Annotated in this window: 22 protein-coding genes; 8 read left to right on the top strand and 14 right to left on the bottom strand. The window is 69.0% G+C overall.

Translation table 11 applies throughout. The annotated features are described in order from the left end of the window. Nucleotides 1-47: 47 nt before the first annotated feature. The gene (locus J2X34_RS09230) at nt 48-1790 is read right to left on the bottom strand and encodes an N-acyl-D-amino-acid deacylase family protein (RefSeq protein WP_429516733.1); all 1743 of its coding nucleotides are present in this window, start codon (nt 1788-1790) and stop codon (nt 48-50) included. A gap of 45 nt (nt 1791-1835) precedes the next feature. Then, nucleotides 1836-3497, bottom strand: coding sequence for a class I adenylate-forming enzyme family protein (locus J2X34_RS09225; protein WP_429516731.1), 1662 nt, complete (start codon nt 3495-3497; stop codon nt 1836-1838). A 177-nt stretch (nt 3498-3674) separates the two neighbouring features. Between J2X34_RS09225 and J2X34_RS09220 the strand changes: the two genes are divergently transcribed. Beyond that, the gene (locus J2X34_RS09220) at nt 3675-4310 is read left to right on the top strand and encodes a TetR/AcrR family transcriptional regulator (RefSeq protein WP_254622827.1); all 636 of its coding nucleotides are present in this window, start codon (nt 3675-3677) and stop codon (nt 4308-4310) included. Nucleotides 4311-4340: 30 nt separating this feature from the next. On the opposite strand, the gene J2X34_RS09215 is transcribed toward J2X34_RS09220, so the two are convergent. Then, entirely contained in the window at nt 4341-5714 is a 1374-nt protein-coding gene (locus J2X34_RS09215; RefSeq protein ID WP_429516729.1) for an MFS transporter, read from the bottom strand. A 242-nt stretch (nt 5715-5956) separates the two neighbouring features. On the opposite strand from J2X34_RS09215, the gene J2X34_RS09210 reads away from it, so the two are divergent. The 4 genes from J2X34_RS09210 to J2X34_RS09195 all read left to right on the top strand — a co-directional run bounded on the left by J2X34_RS09210 (nt 5957) and on the right by J2X34_RS09195 (nt 10290). Beyond that, entirely contained in the window at nt 5957-7021 is a 1065-nt protein-coding gene (locus J2X34_RS09210) for an aromatic ring-hydroxylating dioxygenase subunit alpha (protein WP_429516727.1), read from the top strand. A 243-nt stretch (nt 7022-7264) separates the two neighbouring features. Further along, on the top strand, nt 7265-8227 hold the full coding sequence (locus tag J2X34_RS09205; protein WP_429516725.1) for a PDR/VanB family oxidoreductase: 963 nt from the start codon (nt 7265-7267) through the stop codon (nt 8225-8227). 13 nt (nt 8228-8240) lie between these two features. Then, nucleotides 8241-9455 (top strand): cytochrome P450, encoded by a 1215-nt coding sequence (locus J2X34_RS09200; protein ID WP_429516723.1) that lies wholly within the window; start codon nt 8241-8243, stop codon nt 9453-9455. A 31-nt stretch (nt 9456-9486) separates the two neighbouring features. Beyond that, a complete protein-coding gene (locus J2X34_RS09195) occupies nt 9487-10290 on the top strand; it encodes an IclR family transcriptional regulator (protein ID WP_114718157.1) in 804 nt (267 codons plus the stop codon). A 19-nt stretch (nt 10291-10309) separates the two neighbouring features. Here the strand turns inward: J2X34_RS09195 and J2X34_RS09190 are convergent, their stop codons facing one another. The 10 genes from J2X34_RS09190 to J2X34_RS09145 form a co-directional block, all read right to left on the bottom strand. Beyond that, nucleotides 10310-10768, bottom strand: coding sequence for an SRPBCC family protein (locus J2X34_RS09190; RefSeq protein ID WP_429516720.1), 459 nt, complete (start codon nt 10766-10768; stop codon nt 10310-10312). Nucleotides 10769-10808: 40 nt separating this feature from the next. Beyond that, entirely contained in the window at nt 10809-11447 is a 639-nt protein-coding gene (locus J2X34_RS09185) for an RES family NAD+ phosphorylase (RefSeq protein WP_429516718.1), read from the bottom strand. A 7-nt stretch (nt 11448-11454) separates the two neighbouring features. Beyond that, on the bottom strand, nt 11455-12051 hold the full coding sequence (locus J2X34_RS09180) for a hypothetical protein (RefSeq protein ID WP_174908735.1): 597 nt from the start codon (nt 12049-12051) through the stop codon (nt 11455-11457). 79 nt (nt 12052-12130) lie between these two features. Then, nucleotides 12131-13594, bottom strand: a complete 1464-nt coding sequence (locus J2X34_RS09175) for a dihydrolipoyl dehydrogenase family protein (protein ID WP_429516716.1) — start codon at nt 13592-13594, stop codon at nt 12131-12133. A gap of 63 nt (nt 13595-13657) precedes the next feature. Next, nucleotides 13658-14449 carry an ABC transporter permease gene (locus J2X34_RS09170; RefSeq protein WP_114718160.1) on the bottom strand — a complete coding sequence of 264 codons (792 nt, stop codon included), beginning with the start codon at nt 14447-14449 and terminating at the stop codon, nt 13658-13660. Beyond that, nucleotides 14446-15408 carry an ATP-binding cassette domain-containing protein gene (locus J2X34_RS09165; protein WP_429516714.1) on the bottom strand — a complete coding sequence of 321 codons (963 nt, stop codon included), beginning with the start codon at nt 15406-15408 and terminating at the stop codon, nt 14446-14448. Before J2X34_RS09165 ends, J2X34_RS09170 begins: the two co-directional genes overlap by 4 nt. Continuing rightward, complete coding sequence (locus J2X34_RS09160) at nt 15405-16286, bottom strand: DUF4097 family beta strand repeat-containing protein (protein ID WP_114718162.1); 882 nt, start codon at nt 16284-16286, stop codon at nt 15405-15407. The genes J2X34_RS09165 and J2X34_RS09160 overlap by 4 nt, the downstream gene beginning before the upstream one ends. Nucleotides 16287-16329: 43 nt before the next feature. Then, on the bottom strand, nt 16330-16851 hold the full coding sequence (locus tag J2X34_RS09155) for a hypothetical protein (protein ID WP_114718163.1): 522 nt from the start codon (nt 16849-16851) through the stop codon (nt 16330-16332). Between the two features lie 87 nt (nt 16852-16938). Beyond that, nucleotides 16939-18213, bottom strand: coding sequence for a hypothetical protein (locus J2X34_RS09150; protein WP_114718164.1), 1275 nt, complete (start codon nt 18211-18213; stop codon nt 16939-16941). A gap of 28 nt (nt 18214-18241) precedes the next feature. Next, nucleotides 18242-19006 carry a crotonase/enoyl-CoA hydratase family protein gene (locus J2X34_RS09145; protein ID WP_429516711.1) on the bottom strand — a complete coding sequence of 255 codons (765 nt, stop codon included), beginning with the start codon at nt 19004-19006 and terminating at the stop codon, nt 18242-18244. 78 nt (nt 19007-19084) lie between these two features. On the opposite strand from J2X34_RS09145, the gene J2X34_RS09140 reads away from it, so the two are divergent. Together J2X34_RS09140 and J2X34_RS09135 are read left to right on the top strand one after the other, a co-directional pair. Continuing rightward, complete coding sequence (locus J2X34_RS09140) at nt 19085-19693, top strand: TetR/AcrR family transcriptional regulator (RefSeq protein WP_114718166.1); 609 nt, start codon at nt 19085-19087, stop codon at nt 19691-19693. 64 nt (nt 19694-19757) lie between these two features. Further along, nucleotides 19758-20555 (top strand): FAD:protein FMN transferase, encoded by a 798-nt coding sequence (locus J2X34_RS09135; RefSeq protein WP_429516709.1) that lies wholly within the window; start codon nt 19758-19760, stop codon nt 20553-20555. A gap of 12 nt (nt 20556-20567) precedes the next feature. On the opposite strand, the gene pgi is transcribed toward J2X34_RS09135, so the two are convergent. Continuing rightward, nucleotides 20568-22217, bottom strand: coding sequence for a glucose-6-phosphate isomerase (gene pgi, locus J2X34_RS09130; protein WP_429516707.1), 1650 nt, complete (start codon nt 22215-22217; stop codon nt 20568-20570). Nucleotides 22218-22294: 77 nt separating this feature from the next. Between pgi and J2X34_RS09125 the strand changes: the two genes are divergently transcribed. After that, nucleotides 22295-23746 (top strand): NAD-dependent succinate-semialdehyde dehydrogenase, encoded by a 1452-nt coding sequence (locus J2X34_RS09125; protein ID WP_181818636.1) that lies wholly within the window; start codon nt 22295-22297, stop codon nt 23744-23746. Nucleotides 23747-23804 lie beyond the last annotated feature (58 nt).

Raw genomic sequence — 23804 nt, 5'->3', positions numbered from 1 at the left:
CGCGTGCCCGGCGGCCGCCGAGCACGTCGACGTCCCGAGGTGGCTCGTCACCGAGCCTCGAGGAACCTCCCGGTCCGTGCGCTGCCCAGGGTAGACGCGGGCTGCCCGTCGCCGAAGACGTATTCGCCGCCGACGAAGACGGCCGAGACGGTGTCGTCGTTGCGGTTCACCATCCGGGAGAGGTTGTCGTACTCGGGGATCGGGCACTCGGCGTACGTGTCGAGCGAGGCGTCGAGATGCTCGGGGTCGACGACCACCAGGTCGGCGCGGTCGCCCTCCCTGAGGTGCCCCGCGTCGAGGCCGTACCAGTCGGCGAGCTCACCGGTGACCCGATGCACCGCCTGCTCCACCGACAGGAACGGCGTACCCGCCCGCTCGGCGTCGCGCACGCGTCGCAGGAAGCGCAGTCCGAAGTTGTAGAACGCCATGTTCCGCAGGTGCGCGCCTGCATCGGAGAAGCCCAGCTGCACACCGGGATCGGCGGCGAGCGTGTTCAGCACCTCGGGGCGGTGGTTCGAGATCGTGGTCCGCCAGCGGACCTTCGGTCCGTACTCGACCACCAGGTCGAGGAACGCGTCGACGGGATGCACGCCGCCGCGATCCTCCCCGACCTGACCGAACGTCTTCCCGATGACCGATTCGTCCGGGCACTCGACGATCTCGGCGTCGAAGAAGTCGCGGTGCCACACCCGGGGCCCGTACTTCTTGTCGTAGTCCTTGCGGAAGCGCCGGCGATAGTTCTCGTCGGCCAGCAGATCGCGGCGCGCGTCGATCTGGTTCGACAGGTGCAGGGCCGCCGCGCCGGAACCGAATTCCTCGAACACCGGCAGGTCGATGCCGTCGGAGTACACCTCGAACGGGACCGGCAGGTGCTGCCAACGGAAGTCGCCGCCCAGGCCGTTGATGACCTTCGCCATCAGCGGAAAGACCTTCACCACACCGGGGATCGCCTTGACGTCGGCGGCCGATAGCAGGCTCGTCTTGAGCGGCTTGCGGAAGATGCCGAGGCTGCTGAGTGCCATCACCACCATGCTCTGCGGGCGGGCCACATCCGGGCCGCCCTGCAGCGCCCGGCGGCGGCGTCGCAGGATCGCGTTGAGTCGGCGGCGCTCCTTGGCGGTCGCGTACGTCGACGGCAGCGTGCGGGACCGGCACACCTCGCCGTCGAGCTTGTCGAACATCAGCTGCTGCGAGGACATCCCGACGAAGCCGGCGTCGAGCGCCTCGGTCAACTGCTGCTCCATCGCGGCGAGTTCGGACGCGGTGGGCTTGATCTCCTTGCGAGTGGCCCGGTCCAGGCCCATCAGCGCCGCCCGCATGTCGGAGTGGCCGATGAACGCCGCGACGTTTGCTCCCAGCGGCAGCGATTCGAGCGCGTCGACGTACTCGCGTGCCGAGTTCCACGTCTTGCGCTCCTCGAGCCCGTCGACGACGTGGCGACGGGGGATCGCCTCGACCCGGCCGAACAGGTCACCGGCGTCCGACGGCCCGACATGGACCGTCGACAGCGAGCACGAGCCCACGAACACGGTGGTGACGCCGTGCCGCACCGACTCGTCCAGTTGGGGACGCAGCAGGACCTCGACGTCGTAGTGCGTGTGGATGTCGAGCATGCCCGGGATCACCCACTTGCCGGCCGCGTCGATCACCCGCGGGCAGTCGGTCTCGTCGAGCGCGGCGGCCGAGACTGTGGCCACCCGGCCGTCTCGGATACCGAGGTGTCGGGTTGCGGACGGGGCGCCGGTGCCATCGAACCACCGGCCGTTCTTGACGATCGCGTCGTAACTCATCGGGATCTTGCCTCTCTCACCGCTGGGAGCGGGGAACGTGTTCGCTCACAGAGCGATTCGTGTGCGGATCGTCTTTCCGGTCGCGTTGCGCGGCAACGAATCGGTGGTGATCTTCCATCGGGTGGGCACCTTGAAGTACGCGAGACGCTCGGACGCGAACTCCCGCAATTCGTCCTCGGTCACCTCCATCCCGGGCCGGACGACCACGATCGCGCCGACCTCCTGCCCCAGGTCGGGGTGGTCGACTCCCACCACCGCGGACTCCGCGACCGCCGGATGCTCGTCGAGGCACTGCTCGATCTCCACCGGGTAGACGTTCTCTCCGCCGCGCAGGATCAGATCGGAGCGGCGTCCGGTGAGCCGAACCATCCCGTTCTCGATCACCCCGAAGTCGCCGGTGTGCAGCCAGCGTCCGGGACGGATGGCCGCGGAGGTGGCCGCGTCGTCGTTCCAGTAGCCGAGCATCACGTACGGGCTGCGCGCGCAGATCTCGCCCTCGGTCCCGTCGGGCACCGGCTCGCCGAACGGGTCGCGGATCTCCACGCTGACACCGATGATCGGCCGGCCGAGCGTGCCGGGGAACGCCTGCAGATCCATCGGCGTCGCAACCGAGATCGCGGTACTGCACTCGGTGAGCCCGTAGCTGTCGACCAGTGCGTTGCGGGCGAACGGCAGCTTCTCCCGCAGGCGCTGCTGGAAACCCGGCGACGACGGAGCCGAGGCGAGCGCGAACGAGGTCAGCGACGACAGGTCGTAGCGAGTCACATCGTCGTGTTCGAGCAGGCGACCCGCCATGGTGGGGACCGCGCCCCAGTTGGTCACCTTCTCGCGCTCGATCAGACGCAGCACCCGGTCCGCGTCGAACGAGCCCTGATAGATCACCACGGCGCTGCCCGTGCCCAGACGCGGGACGACGAGGTTGTGCAGGCTGGCGATGTGGAACAGCGGCGACGTGAGCAGGTAGCGCAGATCGCTCGGCGCATCGGAGCTCGGGTCACCGCCCGTGAAGGCCGCGACGAGGCCGTCGCTGTAACGGTGATAGCCGATGACGGCCAACAGGTTCCGGTGCGAGTGCACCGCGCCCTTCGGGCGGCCGCTGGTGCCGCTGGTGTAGAGGATCACCGCCGGATCGTCCTCGAGAACGGTCGTGTCCGGCAGGTCGGCGCCCGCGAACTCGGCGATCAGCCTCGGCAGGTCGTCCTCCATCGTGAGGACGGGGACGTCCAGGTCGAGCCCGTCGAGGAGCGCGGCGCGCTTCGCGTCGACGATCAGTACCGACGGCTGGGCGTGGCCGACCCCGTACTCGATCTCGCGCGTCGTCCACCACGCATTGAAGCCCACCGCGATCGCGCCGAGCGCCTGCGCCGCCCAGAACGACAGGACCCACTCGGGAGTGTTGGCGGCGAGGATGCCGACACGGTCGCCCTTGTCGACGCCGTACCGCTCCCGCAGGGCGCGGGCCAGTGCCGCCGCGGCGGCACCGTGCTCGGCGTAGCTCATCCGGCGGTCCTCGGTGACCAGGTAGTCGCGGTCGCCGAATGCGATCGAGGCCGCCAGGGCGTCGCCCAGGGACCGATCGCGGTTCTTCATCACCGGCATGCGGGCGCCGAGGACATCCTCCTCGTGGAGTTCGAACGGCCCGCCCGGGCCCGTCAGTCCGGCCATGACGGACGCGATGTAGGCCTGCGGGTCGACAGACTTGGTCACGGGTAGTTCCTTTCGATGCGGGCAAGGATCGTCGCCGTGCTCGACACCGGCGCACATCTATAGTGATGTGCGTCATACTTTCTGATTGACTGACGATGTGTCAAGTGAATGACGATCCGTCCTTCGAGCGGCGATTCGACTTGCCTGCGCCCGTCCGGGTGCGCCATCGTCTAGGGCGTGGGAGTTGCTGCGGACGAGATCAAGAGCCGGCGCGGAAGTCTGCGAGAAGAACAGAAGCGGTGGACCCGGACCAAGCTCATGGAGTGTGCTCGGGAGTTGTTCTGCGCGCGCGGCTACGCGGCGGTCACCGTCGACGACATCGCCGCTGCGGTCGGCTGCAGCCGCGCCACCTTCTACCTGCATTTTCCCGGCAAGGTGGAGATCCTGCGAGCCATCAGTGCGGAGAAGATGGTGCCGAGTGTCTTCGCGTTCTACGAGGACCTCGATCGGGTGCTCGAGACCGGATCCCGCGCCGAGTTCACGGCCTGGGTGAACCGGGCCATCGACTGGTTCGACGAGTGCAAGGACATCCTGCCCGCGTGGGACGAGGCGGTCGCCCTGGAACCCTCGTTCCGCGAGACGTCCCGTGACGGGATCCTCGCCCTGCCCAACTCGATGACGCAGTACCTGGCGCGCTGGCCGCAGGACCGGCAGGACGAGGCCCGGTTGCGTATCGAACTACTGGTCGCGCAGCTCGAACGGTTCTTCACCCGATGGGCCCTCCAGGGGACGATCGAGGTTCCCCGCGAACAGGCGGCGGAGGTCCTCACCGACATCTGGTTCCCGGCGCTCAGCGCCCCGGGCGGTGACTGACGCCGGCGCTCGTCCCCTGGGGGTGCGCGGTCAGGCGGGCTCGCCCGACAGCATCCCCGCGGGGGACGGCTCCACCGGTGCGGGTGTCGTCTTCTTCGATTCGGACTGCAGTCTGCTGACCGCGATCGCTCCGAGGATAAACGCGCCGGCGACGAGGATGTACAGCTGTGTGGGCGTCCAGTCCAGATCCAACAGCTTGCCTGCGACGATGGGCGAGACGATGGCGCCGATCCGTCCCACGCCGATTCCCCAGCCGACGCCGGTCGCTCGGACGGACGGTCCGTACACCGACGGGGTGATCGCGTACAGCCCGGCGACGCAGCCGTTCACGAAGACCCCGATGAGGGCTCCGAGCGTGAATCCGACCACGATGGAGCTGGTGGCGGGCACGAAGACGACCAGGAGAACACCTGCGATCACCATGTAGGCGGACAGGACCGATCGCAGCGCGAACCTGGCGGACAGGGCGCCGAGCAAGGTGGCCCCGAAGATTCCGCCGAGGTTGAGCAGCACGCCGCCGGTGATCCCCTGGTTCGCGGAAAGTCCCGCGGCCACCAGCAGTTTCGGCGTCCAACTGGTGACGAAGTAGAAGCCGAACATGATCATGAAGAACGCGAACCAGATCAGCAGGGTGGGACGAAGCAGTTCAGGCGAGAACAGTTGCCGCAGTTTGCCGGCCGACTCGGTCGGCGAAGTGCCGTCCTCGGTCGGGTCCGGAAGCTCGGACAGTTGCGGCTGCCCGATTCGCGCGGCGAACTTGTTGATGCGCGCGAGTGCGTTGGCCGGCCGCCGGGTCAGCAGAAAGTCGAGTGACTCGGGCAGTCGCAGGAACACCACGGGAATGATGGCCGCGGTGCAGACGCCGCCGAAGAGGAAAACGGAGCGCCACCCGAAACTGTTCTGCAGCACCACGGCGATGATGCCGCCCGACGTGGCGCCGATCGCGTAGCCGGTCGAGTTCAGGCTCACCGCGAGTCCGCGCCAGCGGGACGACGCGTACTCGCTCGCAATGACGTTGCTGCTGGCCAGGATTCCGCCGATTCCGACTCCGGTCAGCGCGCGGAGGAGGCCCAGTGCGAGGGCGTTGGGGCTCAGCGCCGACAGGGTCATCCCGGCGCTGGCGATGGCCAGGCAGAGCAGGATCATCCGGCGTCGGCCGATCGTGTCGGCCCAGGGCGCGAGTAGCAGTGATCCGCCCGCCATTCCGAACAGTCCGGCGCTCAGGAGTAGTCCGACCTCGGAGCCTGATAGTCCCCATTCCTGGGATACCGACTGTGCGGTGAAGGCCATCACCAGCACGTCGAAGCCGTCGAGGACGTTGAGCAGGACGCAGATCGCCACCGCGCCCCATTGGAATCGCGACATCGGACTGGAATCGATGCGCTCCCGCAGATCAATACTCATGTTCGGTCCCTTGATCGAGTGATGTGATGTGAGCCGGATCACTCGGCAGAACATTTGCGGATCGCCTCGTCTCGATTCCACCCCCATTCCGGATATCGGAAGACGGCACACAGTCTTCCGATATCCGGAAGTCGAGTGGTCTCGGTCATACCGGTTCCGTGACAGTGGATGCAGTCACCGGGCCTGCCGGCCCCACCCGAAGTCGAGGTGCGCGAGACGCGCCGCCCAGTTGGGAGCACACGATGACATCGATAGCCCGAAACCAGTGGTACGTGGCGGCCTACGGTTCGGAGGTGGGGCGCGAGTTGTTCGCCCGAACCATCTGCGGTGAGCCGATCCTGTTCTGGCGCACCGAATCCGGAGAAGTCACCGCGATGTCGGATCGCTGCGTGCACCGCAGGTTTCCGCTGTCCCAGGCGCCGAGTCGCCTCGAGGGCGACACGGTGGTCTGCGGTTACCACGGATTCACCTACGGCCGTGACGGGGGCTGCGTGGCGGTGCCCGGCCAGAGTCGGATCCCGCGTACTGCGCGCTTGAAGAGCTTCACCGTCGTCGAGCAGGACTCTTTCGTGTGGATCTGGATCCTGGACCCGCACGATCCGACGGAGCCCGATTCGGCCGAGATTCCCCGTGCCCCATGGCTGGACAGCCCCGACTACGCGGTCGTGCGAGGCATGGAGCCGCTGCGGGCGCGATACGGCCTCCTGGTGGACAACCTGATGGACCTGTCCCACGAGACCTATCTGCACGGCGGATACATCGGTACACCCGAGGTCGCGGCGACACCGATCAGCACCGAGGTGGACGAGGATGCGGGCGTCATCTGCATGAGCCGGCACATGGACGATGCGGAGTGCCCCCCGTTCTACGCCGAGTCGACCGGCATCGAAGGGCGCATCACCCGATGGCAGGACGTCGAGTACACCCCACCATGTCTGTACCTGTTGCACAGTCGTATTGCCCCCGTCGGTGTGATGCCGCCCGAGGAGGGTCCCGACAGCCAGGCCTTCCACGTCGAGGTGGTCTACGCCATCACCCCCGAAACCGAACACTCGACGCACGACTTCTGGTCGGTGGCGAGAGATTTCGCGCTCGATGATCAGGACGTGACCGACTTCCTGCGGGAGAACAACCGCACCGTGGTGCTCCAGGACGTGGTCGCCCTCGATCTGCTCGAGACGGTGATCGCGGGCGAACCCTCGGGTTATCAGGAACTGAGCATCAACATCGACGCCGGTGCGCTGGCCGCGCGCAGGATGCTCGAGCAGATGGTGAAGCGGCCCTCTCGATCCGTCCCGGTCGGCTGACGAGAGCGCATCGATGGCCACCGAACCCGCCGTAAGGCCGAAGGGCCGCAACGTCGTACGAATCGTCTGGGTGCCGGGATCCGACAGCCTCGAAGGCACGTGTCACTGCGGCGCCACCAGGGTCGCCGACGATCCGATCGAGCTGTGGAACTGGTTGCTCGGCCACCCGACCGGCCACACGACCGGCTCCGGGACCAACGAGACAGCGACCCCCTACATCCCTCCGAGAGTGTTGGTGAACTCATGACAGTCCGGTCACACGAATTCGAGGCCGACCTCGAAGTGCATCGCAAGAGCGACGTCGTCGACGGCGTCGCCGTCCTCGAACTACGCCACCCAGCGGGGGTTGCGCTGCCGCAATGGACTCCGGGCTCGCACATCGATGTCGTATTGCAGCCGGACCTCGTGCGGCAGTACTCCCTGTGCGGCGATCCCTCCGACCCCGGCTGTTGGAGGATCGCGGTGCTCCGAGAGCCGGACGGCCGCGGTGGGTCACAGTACGTGCACGACAAGCTCGATGTGGGTGACTCGGTCCGGGTCCGCGGTCCCCGGAACAACTTCGAACTACGCGACGCGCCGCGGTACATCTTCATCGCCGGCGGCATCGGAATCACCCCGATGCTGCCGATGGTCGCTGCCGCGCACGCCGCGGGATCCGACTGGACGCTCACGTACGGCGGCCGCCGTCGTGGCTCGATGGCGTTCGTCGACGAGCTGACGACGCTCTACCCGGACAGCGTCGAGGTGTGCGCGCAGGACGTCTCCGGGCGGCCCGACCTCTCGGCGATCCTCGGTACACCGCTTCCGGACACCCTCGTGTACTGCTGCGGTCCAGCCGGCCTCCTGGATGCGGTCGCCGAGAGGTGTGAGCAGTGGCCCGCCGGAACGCTGCACGTCGAGCGTTTCGCGGCAAGGGAACTCGGCGCCCCGGTCCTCGACGAGACGTTCGAGGTGGAGCTCGCGCTCAGCGGCACGACCGTGACCGTGCCACCCGGTACCTCGATCCTCGAGGCGGTCACCGCGGCGGGAGTTCAAGTGCTGTCCTCCTGCCAGGAGGGTACGTGCGGGACCTGCGAGACGTCGGTGCTCGGCGGCGTCGTCGACCACCGGGATTCGTTGCTGACCGACGAGGAACGAGCGGCCGACGACACGATGATGATCTGCGTTTCGCGAGCAGCGTGCCCGCGCCTGATTCTGGACCTGTGAGGAGAGCGGACACATGACCACCGAGACCTCGACCGTGCGGGTGGACCTGCCCGGTCTCGACGACGACCCGTTCGACGATGCGACCCTGGCGGATCCGTACGAATTCCATGCCAGGCTGCGAGCCGCCGGGCCGGTCGTGCGCCTGCCCCGATACGACGTCCTCGCGATGGGCCGCTACACGGATGTGCACGCCGCGCTCACCGACTGGCGCACGTTCGTTTCCGGCCGGGGCGTCGGGCTGAGTGACTTCCAGCACGAGACACCCTGGCGGACACCGAGTTTGCTGCTCGAGGCCGACCCGCCGGACCACACCTCGGTGCGGGCGGCGATGAATGCGATCCTGTCGCCGCGATCGGTCCGCCAACTGCGAGACCACCTCCAGCAGCAGGCGGATCTGCTCGTGGACGCGTTGGTACGTCGTGGCGAGTTCGATGCGGTCACCGACCTGGCCGAGGTGTTCCCTCTGCAGGTGTTCCCGGACGCGGTGGGTGTGCGCGCCGAGGGCCGCGAGAATCTTCTCCCGTACGGCGCGATGGCCTTCAACGCTTTCGGCCCCCGCAACGACCGGGTGACGAGGGCGCTCGAGACCGCCGAGCCGATCCAGGCGTGGATCTCGGAGAGCTGCGAGCGTGCCAACCTGTCGGTCACGGGATTCGGTGCGCAGATCTGGGCAGCCGCCGACCGCGGCGAGATCACACATGCTCAGGCGCCGATGCTGGTGCGCTCGCTGCTCACCGCGGGTGTGGACACCACGGTGTTCGGTATCGGGAACGCCCTGCACGCGCTGGCCGCGCACCCCGCCCAGTGGAGCATCCTGCACGAACGGCCCAACCTGGCGAAGTTCGCGTTCGACGAGGCGCTGCGCTTCGAGTCCCCTGTGCAGACGTTCTTCCGGACCACCGCCGCGGACACCGAGTTCGCCGGTCACCGGATCGCGGAAGGCCAGAAGGTGCTGCTGTTCCTCGGATCCGGAAACCGCGACGAGCGGCACTGGGGCGACCGGTCAGAGGAGTTCGACATCCAGCGCGCCGCGAGCGGCCACGTCGCCTTCGGAATGGGCATTCACCAGTGCGTCGGACAGCCCATCGCGCGGCTCGAGGCCGAGACGATCCTGACTGCCCTGGCACGCCGGGTACGCCGGATCGAGCCGACGGCCGCCGCCGTCCCGAGGCTGAACAACACCCTCAAGGGCTGGGCTAGCATTCCGGTGCGGGTGCATCCCGTCTGAGTCGATGAAGGCCTTGAGTGGGGTGTTGGACATGTCCGTGGTCGGGAGTCGCCGGGGCCCAACCGGTTCCGTCACCGTGCGGGCACTGAACCTGCTCGAGGTCTTCTCTCCGGACCAGCCCGTTCTGACGCTCAGTGAGATGTCCCGCCTGACGGGCTTCCCACTCACCACCGTGCACCGGCTGGCCGCGGACCTGACCGGGTGGGGCGCGCTCGAACGGGACGGTTCGGGCCGGTACCGGATCGGGCTGCGGCTGTGGGAGGTCGCGTCGCTCGCGCCCCGCGGCACCATGCTGCGCGAGCTCGCCATGCCGGTGATGGAGGACCTGTCGCAGATCACGCAGGAGAACGTTCAGCTGGGGGTACGCGAGGGTTCCGAGATCATCTTCCTCGAACGAATCGGCGGCAAGCGCGCCGTTCCTGTCCGAACCCGGGTCGGAGGACGATTCCCGATCCACGCATCGAGCATCGGACTCGCGCTGTTGGCCTTCGCGCCGGTCATGGTGCAGGAGGAGGTGCTGTCGAGACCGCTCGAACGGTTCACCGAGAAGACCATCACCTCCGCGGACGAGCTGCGTCGAACACTCGCGGAGGTTCGCAAGCGGGAACTGGCGATCAGTGACCGTCAGGTCACGATGGAGGCGCTGTCGATCGCCGCACCGATCTTCGGACGCCCGGGTGTGGCCACGGCCGCCCTCGCGATAGTCGTCAACGCCGAGACCGCGCAGACGACTGCACTGTCCCAGATGGTGCGCGCTGCGGCGCGGTCGATCGGCCGTTCGTTGCAGCCGGGCGGCCTGACGGCCCGTGGTTACGGAGGCGGGCTGCCGGACTGAACGATGTCGGGCACGGGCGTCACCCGTGTTCGACGAGCCCGGCGAGCCGATCGAGCGCCTCGGCCCAACCCAACTCGTTGTCGGCCGGGTCGACGCCGGGCGGCAGGTCGTCGTGCACGGCGATCAACTCGGTGTCACTGTCGTTGTCGCGCAGTGTGATCGACAGCGTCATCTCGCCACGCACGGAGGGGTTGTCGGTTTCGAACTCGAGGATCTCGACCACCCGCTTGCCGGGCACGATCTCGGCGAAGTGCCCGTGGTAGGTGTCGGTGTGGGCGGTGGTCTTGCCGGACCGGTCGGGGGAGTCGTACGTGAGCGAGATCCGGAACCTGCCACCGGCACGGGCATCGAACTCGTGTACCTGTGCGCTCATTTCGGCCGGCACCCGCCACGTCGCGATCGCGGTTGGATCGGTCAGGGCACGGTAGACCCGCTCGCGGGGAGCGTGCAGGATCCGGCGGACTCGCGTCGACGACACCCGAAGAGTGTTGCACGCCAACCGTCCCGGGCGGGCGTGATTAGGGAGCCAACGCCGCGTTGTGTACGGTGAGCAGCGCCCCGAGAAGGTAGTGCCCGTCCGCCGAATCGAGCGGAACGACGCCGCCGACCGCCGTGACCGCGGGGTGCGCGATGGTGCCGGGGGAGCCGGCGAGCATCCAGGCGAGGTTGTTCTCGTCGTGCCGGGGCCGGTATTGCAGGCCGTCGATGCCGGGATTGGCGGCCAGGACGGCTGCGGCCCAGCGCCGGGTGTGGAGGTAGCCGGACGGGTCGCACGTGGTGAGCCAGACGCCCGCGTTCAGGCGCGCCGACCCGGTGCCGGTCAGGTCGGCCACCCGCACCGGGCGGGTGGTTCGCAGTTCGCTCAGTACGCGTCCCCGGATCTGCACCCGCGGAATCAGTCTGGGGGACTGGTCGACCGGCAGGTTCCGGCACAGCGTCTCCGCGACCGCGGCTGCGGGACTGTCCCCCAGATACAGGTAGGCGTAGGAGCCGTCGAGACTGTCGAACCTGCCGCCGGCACGCGGGCGTGGTCGTGGGGTGGGGTTGAGGTCGGCGGCGCCGCGCACGGCGCTGTGAATGCGCCACACCGACGTGTCGGCGGGAAGCGTGGTGATCAGGGCGGGTGGCAGCAGCGCCGGCGGATCCGGGTAGATCACGCGATGCTCAGCCGTGGATCAGGTCGTCGGCCATGTCCCGCAGATCCTGCTCGTGCCCGCCCGCGACGGCGAGCTCGGCAGGGGAGCGCGGGTCGTCGGCGAAGGCGGTGGGGGACAGCCACCACGACGCGGTGCCCCATGGATCGTCCTTGGCGCCGATCATCCGGTTGATCTCGGCGACGATCGGGCGCACCTCGCGGCGTTCGGCGTCGAACTGGAAGGCAGGGAAGAGATTGTGCCCGGACGCGGGCAGTGCGATGACGGTGCCCGCCGCCGCCAGGCGGCTGGCGGTGTTGCGGCTGGTGGCCGACTTGCCGAGGGCTCGGCTGACGGTGGTGGAGTCGAACATCTCGTGCTCGTCGACGAGCGATCGGAGCGCGGAGGACACGATGCGGGTGCGTGCCACCGCGGCTGCGGCGGGGTTGGCGACGGCACGCTCGTGCTGCAGCGCCAGCGCCGGCCCCATCGCCATCAGCGCGGTCACGTCGTCGCGGACCGGCCGCAGGTTGGGCCGACGGGAGAACTCCTCTGCCAGCAGCTCGACCAGATCCTGATCGGACAGCGCGTGGATCGTGTCGCGGGCACGGTCGCGGTCGACGAGCATGGTCACACCTCCGTATGTGCCACCAGCGTACCGCGTACCGACCGTGTCGGCCAGGAGGTGGGGAACGTCCTCGCGGTGCTCACGACGGATTGCGTCTCGCCTCGAGCAGTCGCAACCACACCTCGCTGACCGTCGGATACGACGGGACCGCGTGCCACAGCGTCTCGACCGGGACCCGGCCCACCACCGCGACCGTCGCCGCGTGCACCAGTTCCGCGACCCCGGATCCGACGAACGTCGCGCCCACCACGGTGTCGGTGGCCCGGTCGATCACGAGCGCCGCGCGCCCGGTGTAGTCGTCCCGCGACAGCGCGGCACCCGCGACGTCGATGTCGACCGCCAGCACCTCGACGTCGAGGCCGTCGTCACGGGCCTGTTCTTCGGTGCGGCCCACCGCGGCGATCTCGGGCGTCGTGAACACCACCTGCGGCACCTGCCCGTGATCGGAGGACGCGACGAACCGGGGCCCGTCGAGCGGCCGGCCCTCCGCTCGCGCCGCGATCACGTCGCCACACACCCGCGCCTGGTACTTGCCCATGTGGGTGAGCAGGGACCGACCGTTGACGTCGCCCACCGCGTACAACCAGTCACTGTCGACGCCCGCCACAGTGAGGTGATCGTCGACGGTGACGTAGCCGTGAGAATCAAGATCGGGCAGACCGAGCGTCTCGAGCCCCAGCCCGGCGGTGGCGGGGGTGCGTCCGGTCGCGACGAGGATCTCGTCGGCCTCGAGTTCGGGGTCCGAGCCGTCGCCGCTCAGCGCCAGCGTGACGGGTCCGCCGTGGATCCGGCCGATGCCGGTGTCCGACGGGGCAATGCGAGTCACCGATTCCACGTTCGCGCCGAAGCGCAGGTTCACGCCGTGCTTGCGCAGTTTCTCGGCGACCATCTCGCCCGCGAACGGTTCGGTCCGTCCGAGCAGCCCGGACCCGCGGACGACGAGCGTCACCTCGTCGGCGCCGAGTTCGTGCAGCCACGTCGCGGCCTCGCACGCCACCACGCCACCGCCGATTACCGCGAGTCGTCTGGGGATCTCCCGCACGTTCGTGGCGTCGCGCGACGTCCACGGCAGCGCCTCCTGCAGGCCCGGTGTGCCGGGGACGGAGGCGGTCGTGCCGGTCGCGAGGACGACCGCGTGCCGGGCCCGCATCACCCGGTCGCCGACGGTCACCTCCCGCGCCCCGGTGATGCGGGCGCTGCCGCGGATGACGTCGATGCCGACCGAATCCGCCCACAACACCTGTGACGAGTCGTCGAGGTTGTGCACGAAGCCGTCGCGGCGCGTGAGGACCGCCTCGACATCCAGTCCGTAGGCGTTGACCTTCTCCTCCACACCCGGCATGTGCCGCGCGGTGCCGAGCACCTCCACCGGTCGCAGCAGTGCCTTCGACGGCATGCACGCCCAGAACGAGCACTCGCCGCCCACCAGTTGGTGCTCGATCAGCGCCGCGGTGCGGTCGCTGCCGGCAATGGCGTAGGCCGCCGCGTTCTCGCCGGCCGGCCCGCCTCCGATCACGATGACGTCGAACTCTTCGGGAGCCATGAATCCACGGTAGGCCCGACCGGGCGGTTTCGCGCCGCTTCCGGTCGGGCCAGGGGGTGGGGATCAGCGTATCGAGCGACGCTCGAACCGGCGCTTCGCCCACACGTACCCGAAGAGGGCGATTGCGGCGGACCAGGCGACCGCCAGGGCTGCGTCGGCGCCGATCGGACCGCCCAGGAGAAGCCCGCGCAGGGTGTCGATGACCGGGCTGAACGGCTGGTACTCGGCGAACCAGCGCAAGCCGGTCGGCATGGAATCGGTGGGGACGAAACCGCTACCCAGGAACGGCAGCAGGATCAGGAACATCGGTAGGTTGCTCGCGGTCTCGACGCTCTTCGACACCAGCCCGAGCGCGACGGACAGCCACGTGATCGCGAACGTGAAACCCGCCAGCAGCGCGATCGCCGCGATCCACTCGACGACCCCGGCCGTCGGGCGGAACCCGACGAGAAGTGCCACACCAGTGACCAGCAGCAGGCTCAGCATCGTCTGGATCATCGTGCCCACGACGTGACCGGTCAGCACCGACGCGCGCGATATCGCCATCGTGCGGAACCGGGCGATGATGCCCTCGGTCATGTCCGTGGCGACGGAGATCGCGGTTCCCTGAGCGGCGCCGGCCACCGTCATCAGCAGGATGCCCGGGGTCACGAAATCGACGTAGGCGGAGCGCCCGCCGGTCGGATCTCCCAGGCCTGCACCGAGAGTCCCGCCGAACACGTAGACGAAGAGCAGCAGGATGACGATCGGCATCCCCACGAGCAATACCGTCATCGACGGGTACCGGACGATGTGCCGGAGGCTGCGCCGCAGCATGGTCGCCGAGTCCGTCAGTGTGTACGTCATCGTGGTCATCGCACTGCCTCTTTTCGTGTTTCGGGTCGGCCGGTGAGTGCGAGGAAGACGTCGTCGAGGTCGGGCGTGTGGATCGACAGATTCGCGACCTCGATCGAGTCGGCGTCGAGTCGGTCGAGAATCGACCGCAGTGACCGGATGCTGCCGTCTCCGGGAACCTGCAGCGTGAGGGTGTCGTCGTCACGAACGGCGTCGGCGAGTGATGTTGCAGCCGAGTCCAACTCGTCCGGATCGATGAACTGCAGGCTGACGTGACCGCCCGGTACGAGGCGCTTGAGTTCGGTCGGCGTGCCTGCCGCGACCACGTGGCCGCCGTCGAGGACGGCGATGTGATCGGCGAGTTGGTCGGCCTCCTCCAGGTACTGCGTCGTGAGGAAGATCGTGACGCCGCCCGCGACGAGTTCGCGGATGATGTCCCACATCGTGCGTCGACTGCGCGGATCGAGTCCGGTCGTCGGTTCGTCGAGGAAGATGATCCGGGGACTACCGACCAGCGTCATCGCGAGGTCGAGTCGCCGCCGCATCCCACCCGAGTAGCTCCCGGCAGGTTTCGAGGCCGCATCGAAAAGGTCGAACTGCTCGAGCAGTTCGCTCGCCCGGCGCCGACCGGCGTCCCGGCCCAGGTGGTGGAGATCGGCCATCAGGATCAGGTTCTCGCGGCCCGTGAGGAGGTTGTCGACCGCGGAGAACTGCCCGGTGACGCCGATCGCGCGGCGGACGGCGTCGGGTTCCTGTGCCAGATCGTGGCCGCCGACCGTCGCGTCACCCGCGTCGGGGCGGACGAGAGTGGACAGGATGTGGACCGTGGTGGTCTTGCCCGCCCCGTTGGGACCGAGGAGGGCGAAGACGCTTCCCTCCGCGATGTCGAGGTCGATGCCGTCGAGCACTACATTGTCTCCGAAGGACTTTCGAAGCGAGCGAACGCTGATCGCCGATCGGGTGCTGACCGATGTCGTCATAGCTCTGCCTTTCCGGTAGTTGTCTGCCCGACCTCTGCGCGGTGAACGATGATGTCGCCGAAGCCGGTGTGGGCCTGGAGTTCCAAGGTTTGGTCGGTCGATGCCGGTCCGGCCGTCTCGGCGAGCCTGTTGTGGACCTTGCCGAACGAGGTGTGTACGTCGAGGCGCGCGGCCGTGCCGGACCGGATTCCCACCTCGATCTCGCCGTGTCCCGTCCGCAGGGACGCGGTGCCACGGGTGACCTCGCCGATCCGGATGTCGCCGTTCGCGGTCGCGGCGGTGACGTCGGCGCCGGCGTGGTCGACGGTGACGTCGCCGTTCGCCGTCTTGACCCGGAGACTTCCCGTGACGCTGCCGATCCGGTTGTGCCCGTTGGCATTCTTGACGACGAGGCTGCCGTCGACGCGGGGCAGTTCGACCTTGCCCGAGCCGGTGCTCACGTCGGCGTCGCCGGACACACTCTCCACCACGATCGCGCCGGCACCGGAATGCGCGGTCAGTGCGGCGGTGGCACCGAGGCGGACGTCGCCGGTCGAGGTCTTGATCCGGCAGTCGCCGAGTCGGCCCGTCGAGCGGAACGCCGCCACCGACGCGTCGGCCTCGACCGCCGATCCGGAGGGCAGTGCGACCGTGATGTCGACCGATCCGACCTTGCCCCACACGCCGAGCACTCGGGGCTTCGGTGCTCGTACGAGCAGTCGGCCCGAGGCGAACTCGACGCGGGTCTGTTCGGCGGCGCGCACGTCCGTCTCGCGGTTCGGGTCGCTGGGGCGGACCTCCACGACCGTGTCGTCACGATCGCTCGCGGTGATGGTGGCGTCGCCGACGGCGAACTGGAGGGTTGCGGTGATCGGTTCTGTGCTGGCGAAAGTAGGCATTGGTGATCCTCGGGGGTTCGATGGTGTGCGGGGTCAGCCGGGGTCAGCGGACCCAGCCGGTGTAGCGGTCGCCGCCGGTCGGGGCGCGCCGCTCGGGCCGTCGGGCGCCGCTGCCGTCGTCGAGCGCGGCGGCGGCCGACCGGACCAGCCAGGCGTTGACGGACAGCCCGGCGGTACGGGCCGCGTCCTCGACACGGTCCTTGAGGTCCTGCGGGAGTCGGAGATTGATGCGGGTCATCGGCCCCTCGTCGGTCTCTGCGGGACGAGGCGTCGGAGGCTCGGATTCGGAGGCCTCGCCGGGGTCGGTGAACGCCGGCGGCGCGGGCGGCGGGGTCACGACGAAGCTGGGCTCGCGTCCGCGCAGGCGCAGATCGACCGAACCGGGGGCCAGTTCACTGGTGATCTCGCTCGCGGCGGCCGAGAGCGCGTCCAGCAGTGCCAGTCGGATCGCCGAATCCAGCGGTGCCGTCAACCGTTCCGCGAGTGCGCGGGCGTCCGGGCCGCCCGCCTCGGCCGCGACGGCGAGATCGTTGTGGAGTGCGGAGACGTACGGTGTGAGGTCCATGGCACCACTATGGCACCAACATGATGCCAATGGGAAGGGTTTGGCATCAAATTCTTGTCCACATGGCGCCGAGTGGTGCCATGTGGCTCACCAGGCCTGCGCCGACAACCCCCGCTTCGCGAGCTGTGCGACGGCGAGTTCACGCAGTTCGTCGGCGCTGTCGAAGTACGCGGGATCGACCCCGACCAGCGACAACGAGTACGTGTCGCCGTACGAGCACAGGTACGCCGACAGCCGCGTCATGGTGCCGGCGTCGTGGTCCACGGCCAGGCGCGGGTGGACGGCGCGGGTCGCCACGCCGGTCGTGCGGTGCGGGCCGAGTGACCCGACGGAGTCGGGCAGCCGCCCGATGTTGGAACAGAGTGCATCGCGTTCGCCCGCGCCCGCAGTCAGGTGGTGCGCCAGTCGGTCGGGGAGCAGTTGGGAGATCTCCTCCGGGAACCCCGACGGCGCGCCCATCGGCGGGCGGGAGTACGCCTCCCGGCTCAGCTCGCGGATGTCGGCGAGTGAATCCTCCGGTCCGACAGTCACATCCGTCATCACGATGGAGTTGTCGGCCGTCTCGGAACTGCGCATGTCGACCGGCAGGCAGATGTTCAGGGGCATCGGAACCCCGGCGGCGTCGGCGATCGCGGTGAGCACCGCGATGAACAGTCCGTTCGCGGTGCCGTCCTGTTCGGCGGCCACCGCGTCCCAGGCGGTCGCGTCGATGTCGAGAATCGCGCTACACATCGCCGACGGCCTGTGGGCCTGGCCCGACCCGGGCTCCGGTGTCTGGTCGACGAAGTCCCGCAGTTCACGGCGCCGGCGCGCGCTGAACGCCAGCCCCAGCGTCGCCGCCAGCCCGCGCCCGACGACGGTACCGACCAGGCGCGCTGCGTCCGCCACGTCCGACGTGCGCGAGATGGTCGGTGGGGTCGATCGGCCGGTGAGGGCCGCGTCGACCGCGGAGATCAGTCCGCGGGCGTCGGCGATCACGTGCGAACACACGAGGGAGATCACGGTGCCACCGTCGGCGACCGGCGCCGCCGACAGCGCCCACCCCGGCCCGAACTCGGGGTCGACGTCGACGGCGGCCTCCGCGTCGGCCCACCGGAGCACGTCGTCGACCGGCACGGTCTCGGTGTCGTACCGCAGGGGATAGCAGTCGGTGCTGGTCACCCAGCGCAATCGGGCGCCGGGCACCCGCGGACGGACGACCCGCCGGGCCAGGGCCCCGTGCCTCAGCCCGTCGTGCACCGACGCGAGGACCGCGCCATCCATGACGTCGGCGGTGCGCCACAAACCCTGCATCACGATCGGCAACCCGTAGCCGTGATGTCGGCGCAGGAAGATCTCGTCCACCATGGTCAACCGGTCCATGGGATCGGACGTTACCGCCAAGCGGGCCTCAGCTGCCGAAACTGCCGTGCCTGCCCTCGCCGGCCGCGAACCGGGCGGCGCCGCCGAGCGCGTCGACGGTGACCGCCACCATGCCGTGCCGGAACTCGGACGCCAGGGCATTCTCCTCGGACAACCCCTCCTGTTCGAGCGCCGACATCCGGTCCTCGCGGAGGCAGGTTTGCGGGAATCGGGCGAGTTCGGTCGCCAACTCCTCGGCGGCGGCCCGCGACTGCTCCGGCGGCACCACCCGATTGACCAGGCCGATCGCGAGGGCCTCGTCGGCGTCGACCGCGCGGCCGGTCAGTATCAGGTCCATTGCGCGTCCCGCGCCGATGAGGCGGGGCAGGCGCACGGTGCCACCGTCGATCAGTGGTACACCCCAGCGCCGGCAGAAGACGCCGAAGACGCTGTCGGACTCCGCGACTCGCAGGTCCGCCCACAACGCCAGTTCGAGACCGCCGGCCACCGCGTGCCCCGCGATCGCGGCGATCACCGGCTTGGACAGTCGCATGCGAGTAGGTCCCATCGGTCCGTCGCCGTCGGGTGTGACGTGGTTGGACCGGTCCGTGCCGAGTGCCTTGAGGTCGGCGCCCGCGCAGAACGTGCCACCGTCGCCCCACAGGACCGCGACCGCGGCATCGGGATCGTTCTCGAACTCGCGGAACGCCTCGGCCAGCGCGGCGGCGGTGGGCCCGTCCACCGCATTACGCACCTCGGGCCGGGACAACACGATGGTCGTCACGGGCCCGGTTCGTTCAGTGCGCACCGGCATGGTTCGACGCTACCCGGGGCCGCTGCGCCGGAAGGGTTGAATCGTGGGTTCGCGGGCCGTACTGGAACACTGACCACCATGGCCTACCGTCGAACCCCCGCCGTCGAGGCGCGTCTCGCGGCCCAACGCGACGCCATCTTCCAGGCCGCGGTCGCGGTGCTGTCGGAGGAGGGCTATCAGGGGCTGACGATCGCGGCCGTCGCCACCCGCGCGGGGGTGGCGACCGGCAGCGTCTACACGCATTTCTCGGGCAAGTCGGACCTCGTGGTCGCGGTGTTCCGAGAGATCGTCGGTCGTGAGGTTGCCGAGGTGAACGCGGCTGCGGGACCTGGTCGTTCGGCCGCCGAGCGGATCGCGGCGGTGATCGAGACCTTCGGCGGTCGGGCCATGCGAAACCCGAAGCTCGCGTACACGCTGCTCGCGGAACCTGTCGACGCGGCGGTCGACGCCGAGCGTCTCATCTTCCGCCGCACCTTCGCCGACGCGTTCGCCGCGGCCGTCGCCGACGGTATCGCCGACGGCGAACTCGAGCCGCAGAACGTTCCGCTGGCGGCGGCGTCGCTCGTCGGCGCCACCGCCGAGGTACTGGCCGGCCCACTGGCGTCCGGCGGTGCCGATCCCGGCGTGATCGAAGACCTGGTCCGGTTCGCCCTCACCGCGGTCGGTGGTGTCCGCTCGACGCGTTGACCAGTGCGTTTGCCGTGCAGGCGCATACTGGGTGCAGCGAATTTCTCGATTCACGGAGCACGTCATGCTTGTCGACACGAGATGGAGCGCCTGGAACGAGGAGATCGAGGTCCAGGTCACCGAAGCCGCGGCGCTGGGACCCGCGGCGGGGCTGGTCGGTGCGGTCCTGTCCGAGGCGGAATCCGCCTGCAGCCTCCACCGCGGCGACGCCGAGATCCACGCCGTCAACCTGGCACAGGGGCTGCCGGTGCGAGTCAGTGTCCGGTTGGCCGGGCTCCTGCGATCGGCGCTCTGGGTGGCCCGCATGACCGACGGCGTGGTCAGCCCGCTCGCCTTCGACGAGCCGCCGTCGAGTGTTCCGTCCATCCACCCGGAGCCCACGTTCGCGGACGTCCAGATCGACGACGCCACCGTGCTCGCACCGTGGGGGGTGTCGTTCGACATCGGCGACACCGCGAAGGCGGATACCGCGGATCGGGCGGCCGCGCTGGTCGCCCACGAACTCGAGTGCGGTGTGCTGGTCCGCGTCGGCGGCAACGTCGCCACGGCCGGACACTGTCCTGCCGGCGGATGGCAGGTTCCCGTCCCGGGCGACGGGGCGGTGGAACTGCCGGCGGGTACCGCGCTGGCGACCGCCGGCGCAGATCGCACCCGGGCGAGCGAAGGTGTGGGAGGCGGCTGGGAACAGGTGTCGGTGATGGCCGGGGACGCGTTGTGGGCCTACGCGGCCGCGGCGTCGTCGCAGCGACGGAACCTCGGTGCGGTGGCCTGGCTCGACCAGCAGGAACTGGCCGCCCGACTCGTCGACTACGACGGGCGCGTCTACACCACGTGCGGATGGAGTCATCCGCACGCGGCGTGAGGGTCGCCGACGTCAGACGGTGCGGCCGCGCTGCTTCCGGTACCAGCGCACCAGTGCGTCGGTAGACGAATCGTCCTGCTGCGGAGGCGCTTCCGTCGACGTCAGGACCGGACCGAGCTCGAGGGCCTGGGCCTTGCCGAGTTCGACACCCCACTGGTCGAACGAGTCGACGCCCCAGATCACGCCCGCCACGAACACCTGGTGCTCGTACAGCGCGATGAGCTGACCGATCACGGCCGGGGTCAACCGCGGAGCCAGGATCGTGGTCGACGGCCTGTTGCCCGGCATCACCTTGTGCGGCACGAGTTCCGGCGCGGTGCCCTCGGCGGCGATCTCCTCGGCCGTCTTGCCGAATGCGAGCACCTTCGTCTGCGCGAACAGGTTGCTCATGAGCAGGTCGTGCATGCTGCCGGTGCCGTCCGCGGTGGGCAGATCGTCGGTGGGCTCGGCGAAGCCGATGAAGTCGGCCGGCACCAGGCGGGTGCCCTGGTGGAGCAACTGGTAGAAGGCGTGCTGGCCGTTGGTGCCAGGCTCGCCCCAGAAGATCTCGCCGGTCTTGGTGGTGACGGGGGAGCCGTCGGCGCGCACCGACTTGCCGTTGGACTCCATCGTCAGCTGCTGCAGGTAGGCGGCGAACCGGGCCAGGTCGTTCGAATATGGAAGCACCGCACGGGATTCGGCGTCGAAGAAGCTCGAGTACCAGACGCCGATCAGTCCCAGCAGTACCGGCGCGTTCCGCTCGAGCGGTGCTGTCCGGAAGTGCTCGTCGATCGCGTGGAACCCGGAGAGGAACTCGGCGAACCGTTCCTTGCCGATCACCGCCATCACTGCCAGGCCGATAGCCGAGTCCACCGAGTAGCGGCCACCCACCCAGTCCCAGAACCCGAACATGTTGGCGGTGTCGATACCGAACTCCGCAACCCGCTGCGCGTGCGTGGACACCGCGACGAAGTGCTTGGGCACCGCGCTCTCGCCGAGCTCGTCGACCAGCCACCGGCGCGCGGCCGACGCATTGGTGAGCGTCTCGAGCGTCGAGAACGTCTTGGACGCGACCACGAACAGCGTGGTGGCCGGGTCGAGGTCGGCGAGCGTTCCCACCAGATCCGACGGGTCGACATTCGAGACGAACCGCGCCGAGATCCCGGCGTCGGCGTAGTGGCGCAGTGCGCCGCACACCATGACCGGTCCCAGGTCGGAGCCGCCGATGCCGATGTTGACGACCGTGCGGATCCGTTCGCCGGTGGCGCCGCGCCACTGCCCGGACCGCAGCCGGTCGGTGAAGTCGCCCATGCGACGCAGGACATCGTGCACGTCTGCGACGACGTCCTGACCGTCGACGGTCAGCTGCGCGTCGGCCGGCAGCCGCAGCGCCGTGTGCAGCACCGCGCGGTCCTCCGACGTGTTGATGTGGGCGCCGGCGAACATGTCGTCACGACGCTGCTCGACGCGCGCGGTACGAGCGAGTTCGACCAGCAGGTCCAGAGTTTCGCGGGTCACGCGGTGCTTGCTGTAGTCGACGTACAGGTCAGCGGCGGTCACCGTCAGCGCGGTGCCGCGATCGGGATCCTGAGCGAACAGGTTTCGCAGATGGGCAGATTCGATCACTCGATGATGCGCATCCAGGTTCTTCCAGGCTGCGGTACCGGTGATGTCTGTGCTCATGGAGGCAGCTTATCGGCACTGGACCCGAACATCTTGTCGGCTCTCATTCTCTGGAGAGGCGGCGCATGATGGAGGTCATGAACCCAGCCGAATTGATTCGTGCCGTTCCTACCAAGCTGTGGATCGGCGGCACCCCCGTCGACGCCGAGAACGGCGCCACGTTCCCCGTTCGGAATCCCGCGACCGGTGAGGTCCTCACCGAGGTCGCCGACGCCAGCCCCGGTGACGCCGTCAAGGCGCTCGACGCGGCGGTGGCCGCGCAGGCGGACTGGGCCGCGACCCCGGCACGCGAGCGCGGCGAGCTGTTGCGCTCGGTCTTCGAGAAGATCACCGTTCGCGCCGAGACGTTCGCGCAGCTGATGACGCTCGAGATGGGCAAGGCCCTGCCGGAGAGCCGCGCCGAGGTGAAGTACGGCAGCGAGTTCTTCCGGTGGTTCGCCGAGGAGGCGGTCCGGATGGAGGGCCGCTACCAGTCGGCGCCGGCCGGCAACGGGCGCATCCTCGTCAGCAAGCAGCCCGTCGGGCCGTGCCTGGCGATCACCCCGTGGAACTTCCCGCTCGCGATGGGCACCCGCAAGATCGGACCCGCGCTGGCCGCCGGCTGCACCATGATCGTCAAGCCCGCGTCCGAGACGCCACTGACGATGCTCGCGCTCGCGGAACTGTTCGTCGAAGCAGGCCTCCCGCAGGGCGTGCTGTCGGTGCTGCCGACATCGCACTCGGGTGCCGTCACCGAACCGCTGCTCGAGGATCCCCGTCTGCGCAAGCTCACGTTCACCGGTTCCACCGCGGTGGGCCGGATGCTGGTCGAGAAGTCGGCGAAGGGCTTGCTGCGTACGTCGATGGAGCTCGGCGGGAACGCTCCGTTCGTCGTGTTCGACGACGCCGACATCGACGCCGCCGTGGACGGCGCGATGCTCGCGAAGCTCCGCAACGGCGGCGAGGCCTGCACCGCTGCCAACCGTTTCCACGTCGCGAACGCCGTCCGGGAGGAGTTCACCGCGAAGCTCACCGAACGCATGGCAGCGTCGAAGATGGGCCCCGGTATCGACCCCGAGACGACACTGGGGCCGCTGATCAACCGGGACCAGCTCGAGACGGTCACCGACCTCGTCGAGGACGCCGTGAAGGCCGGCGCCGAGGTCCTGCTCGGCGGCGACGCGCCGGAGGGTCCGGGCTGGTTCTATCCCGCGACCGTCCTCGCCGACGTGCCCGCGTCCGCTCGGATCCTGCGCGAGGAGGTGTTCGGCCCCGTGGCCGCGATCACCGGCTTCGACACCGAGGCGGAGGCTGTCGCCGCCGCCAACGACACCGAGTTCGGTCTGGCCGCGTACATCTACACCCGCGACCTCGACCGGGCCCTGCGCGTGTCGGACGCCCTCGAGACCGGGATGGTGGGCGTCAACCGCGGTGTCATCTCCGACACCGCCGCACCGTTCGGCGGCGTCAAGGCATCCGGGTTCGGGCGGGAGGGCGGCAGCGAAGGCATCGCCGAGTACCTCGAGACCAAGTACATCGCGCTGACCTGACCCCGGCATACGAGAACCGCCCGGTCGCAGGACCGGGCGGTTCTCGTAGGACGTGTCG

Origin of the sequence: Rhodococcus sp. BE178 (assembly GCF_050433545.1) — a bacterium.
GTDB lineage: Bacteria > Actinomycetota > Actinomycetes > Mycobacteriales > Mycobacteriaceae > Prescottella.
Note: the sequence above shows the minus strand (reverse complement) of the source record. Positions and strands in the feature narration are given on the sequence as shown.

Excerpts from the sequence above, each read along its gene's own strand:
- J2X34_RS09180 (WP_174908735.1), bottom strand. The coding sequence starts at position 12,051 with ATGCTCGTCGACCGCGACCGTGCCCGCGACACGATCCACGCGCTGTCC.
- J2X34_RS09215 (WP_429516729.1), bottom strand. The coding sequence starts at position 5,714 with ATGAGTATTGATCTGCGGGAGCGCATCGATTCCAGTCCGATGTCGCGA.
- J2X34_RS09165 (WP_429516714.1), bottom strand. The coding sequence starts at position 15,408 with ATGACGACATCGGTCAGCACCCGATCGGCGATCAGCGTTCGCTCGCTT.
- J2X34_RS09125 (WP_181818636.1), top strand. The coding sequence starts at position 22,295 with ATGAACCCAGCCGAATTGATTCGTGCCGTTCCTACCAAGCTGTGGATC.
- J2X34_RS09140 (WP_114718166.1), top strand. The coding sequence starts at position 19,085 with ATGGCCTACCGTCGAACCCCCGCCGTCGAGGCGCGTCTCGCGGCCCAA.
- J2X34_RS09160 (WP_114718162.1), bottom strand. The coding sequence starts at position 16,286 with ATGCCTACTTTCGCCAGCACAGAACCGATCACCGCAACCCTCCAGTTC.
- J2X34_RS09175 (WP_429516716.1), bottom strand. The coding sequence starts at position 13,594 with ATGGCTCCCGAAGAGTTCGACGTCATCGTGATCGGAGGCGGGCCGGCC.
- J2X34_RS09135 (WP_429516709.1), top strand. The coding sequence starts at position 19,758 with ATGCTTGTCGACACGAGATGGAGCGCCTGGAACGAGGAGATCGAGGTC.
- J2X34_RS09150 (WP_114718164.1), bottom strand. The coding sequence starts at position 18,213 with ATGGACCGGTTGACCATGGTGGACGAGATCTTCCTGCGCCGACATCAC.
- J2X34_RS09230 (WP_429516733.1), bottom strand. The coding sequence starts at position 1,790 with ATGAGTTACGACGCGATCGTCAAGAACGGCCGGTGGTTCGATGGCACC.
- J2X34_RS09195 (WP_114718157.1), top strand. The coding sequence starts at position 9,487 with ATGTCCGTGGTCGGGAGTCGCCGGGGCCCAACCGGTTCCGTCACCGTG.
- J2X34_RS09210 (WP_429516727.1), top strand. The coding sequence starts at position 5,957 with ATGACATCGATAGCCCGAAACCAGTGGTACGTGGCGGCCTACGGTTCG.
- J2X34_RS09200 (WP_429516723.1), top strand. The coding sequence starts at position 8,241 with ATGACCACCGAGACCTCGACCGTGCGGGTGGACCTGCCCGGTCTCGAC.
- J2X34_RS09170 (WP_114718160.1), bottom strand. The coding sequence starts at position 14,449 with ATGACCACGATGACGTACACACTGACGGACTCGGCGACCATGCTGCGG.
- J2X34_RS09205 (WP_429516725.1), top strand. The coding sequence starts at position 7,265 with ATGACAGTCCGGTCACACGAATTCGAGGCCGACCTCGAAGTGCATCGC.
- J2X34_RS09145 (WP_429516711.1), bottom strand. The coding sequence starts at position 19,006 with ATGCCGGTGCGCACTGAACGAACCGGGCCCGTGACGACCATCGTGTTG.
- pgi (WP_429516707.1), bottom strand. The coding sequence starts at position 22,217 with ATGAGCACAGACATCACCGGTACCGCAGCCTGGAAGAACCTGGATGCG.
- J2X34_RS09155 (WP_114718163.1), bottom strand. The coding sequence starts at position 16,851 with ATGGACCTCACACCGTACGTCTCCGCACTCCACAACGATCTCGCCGTC.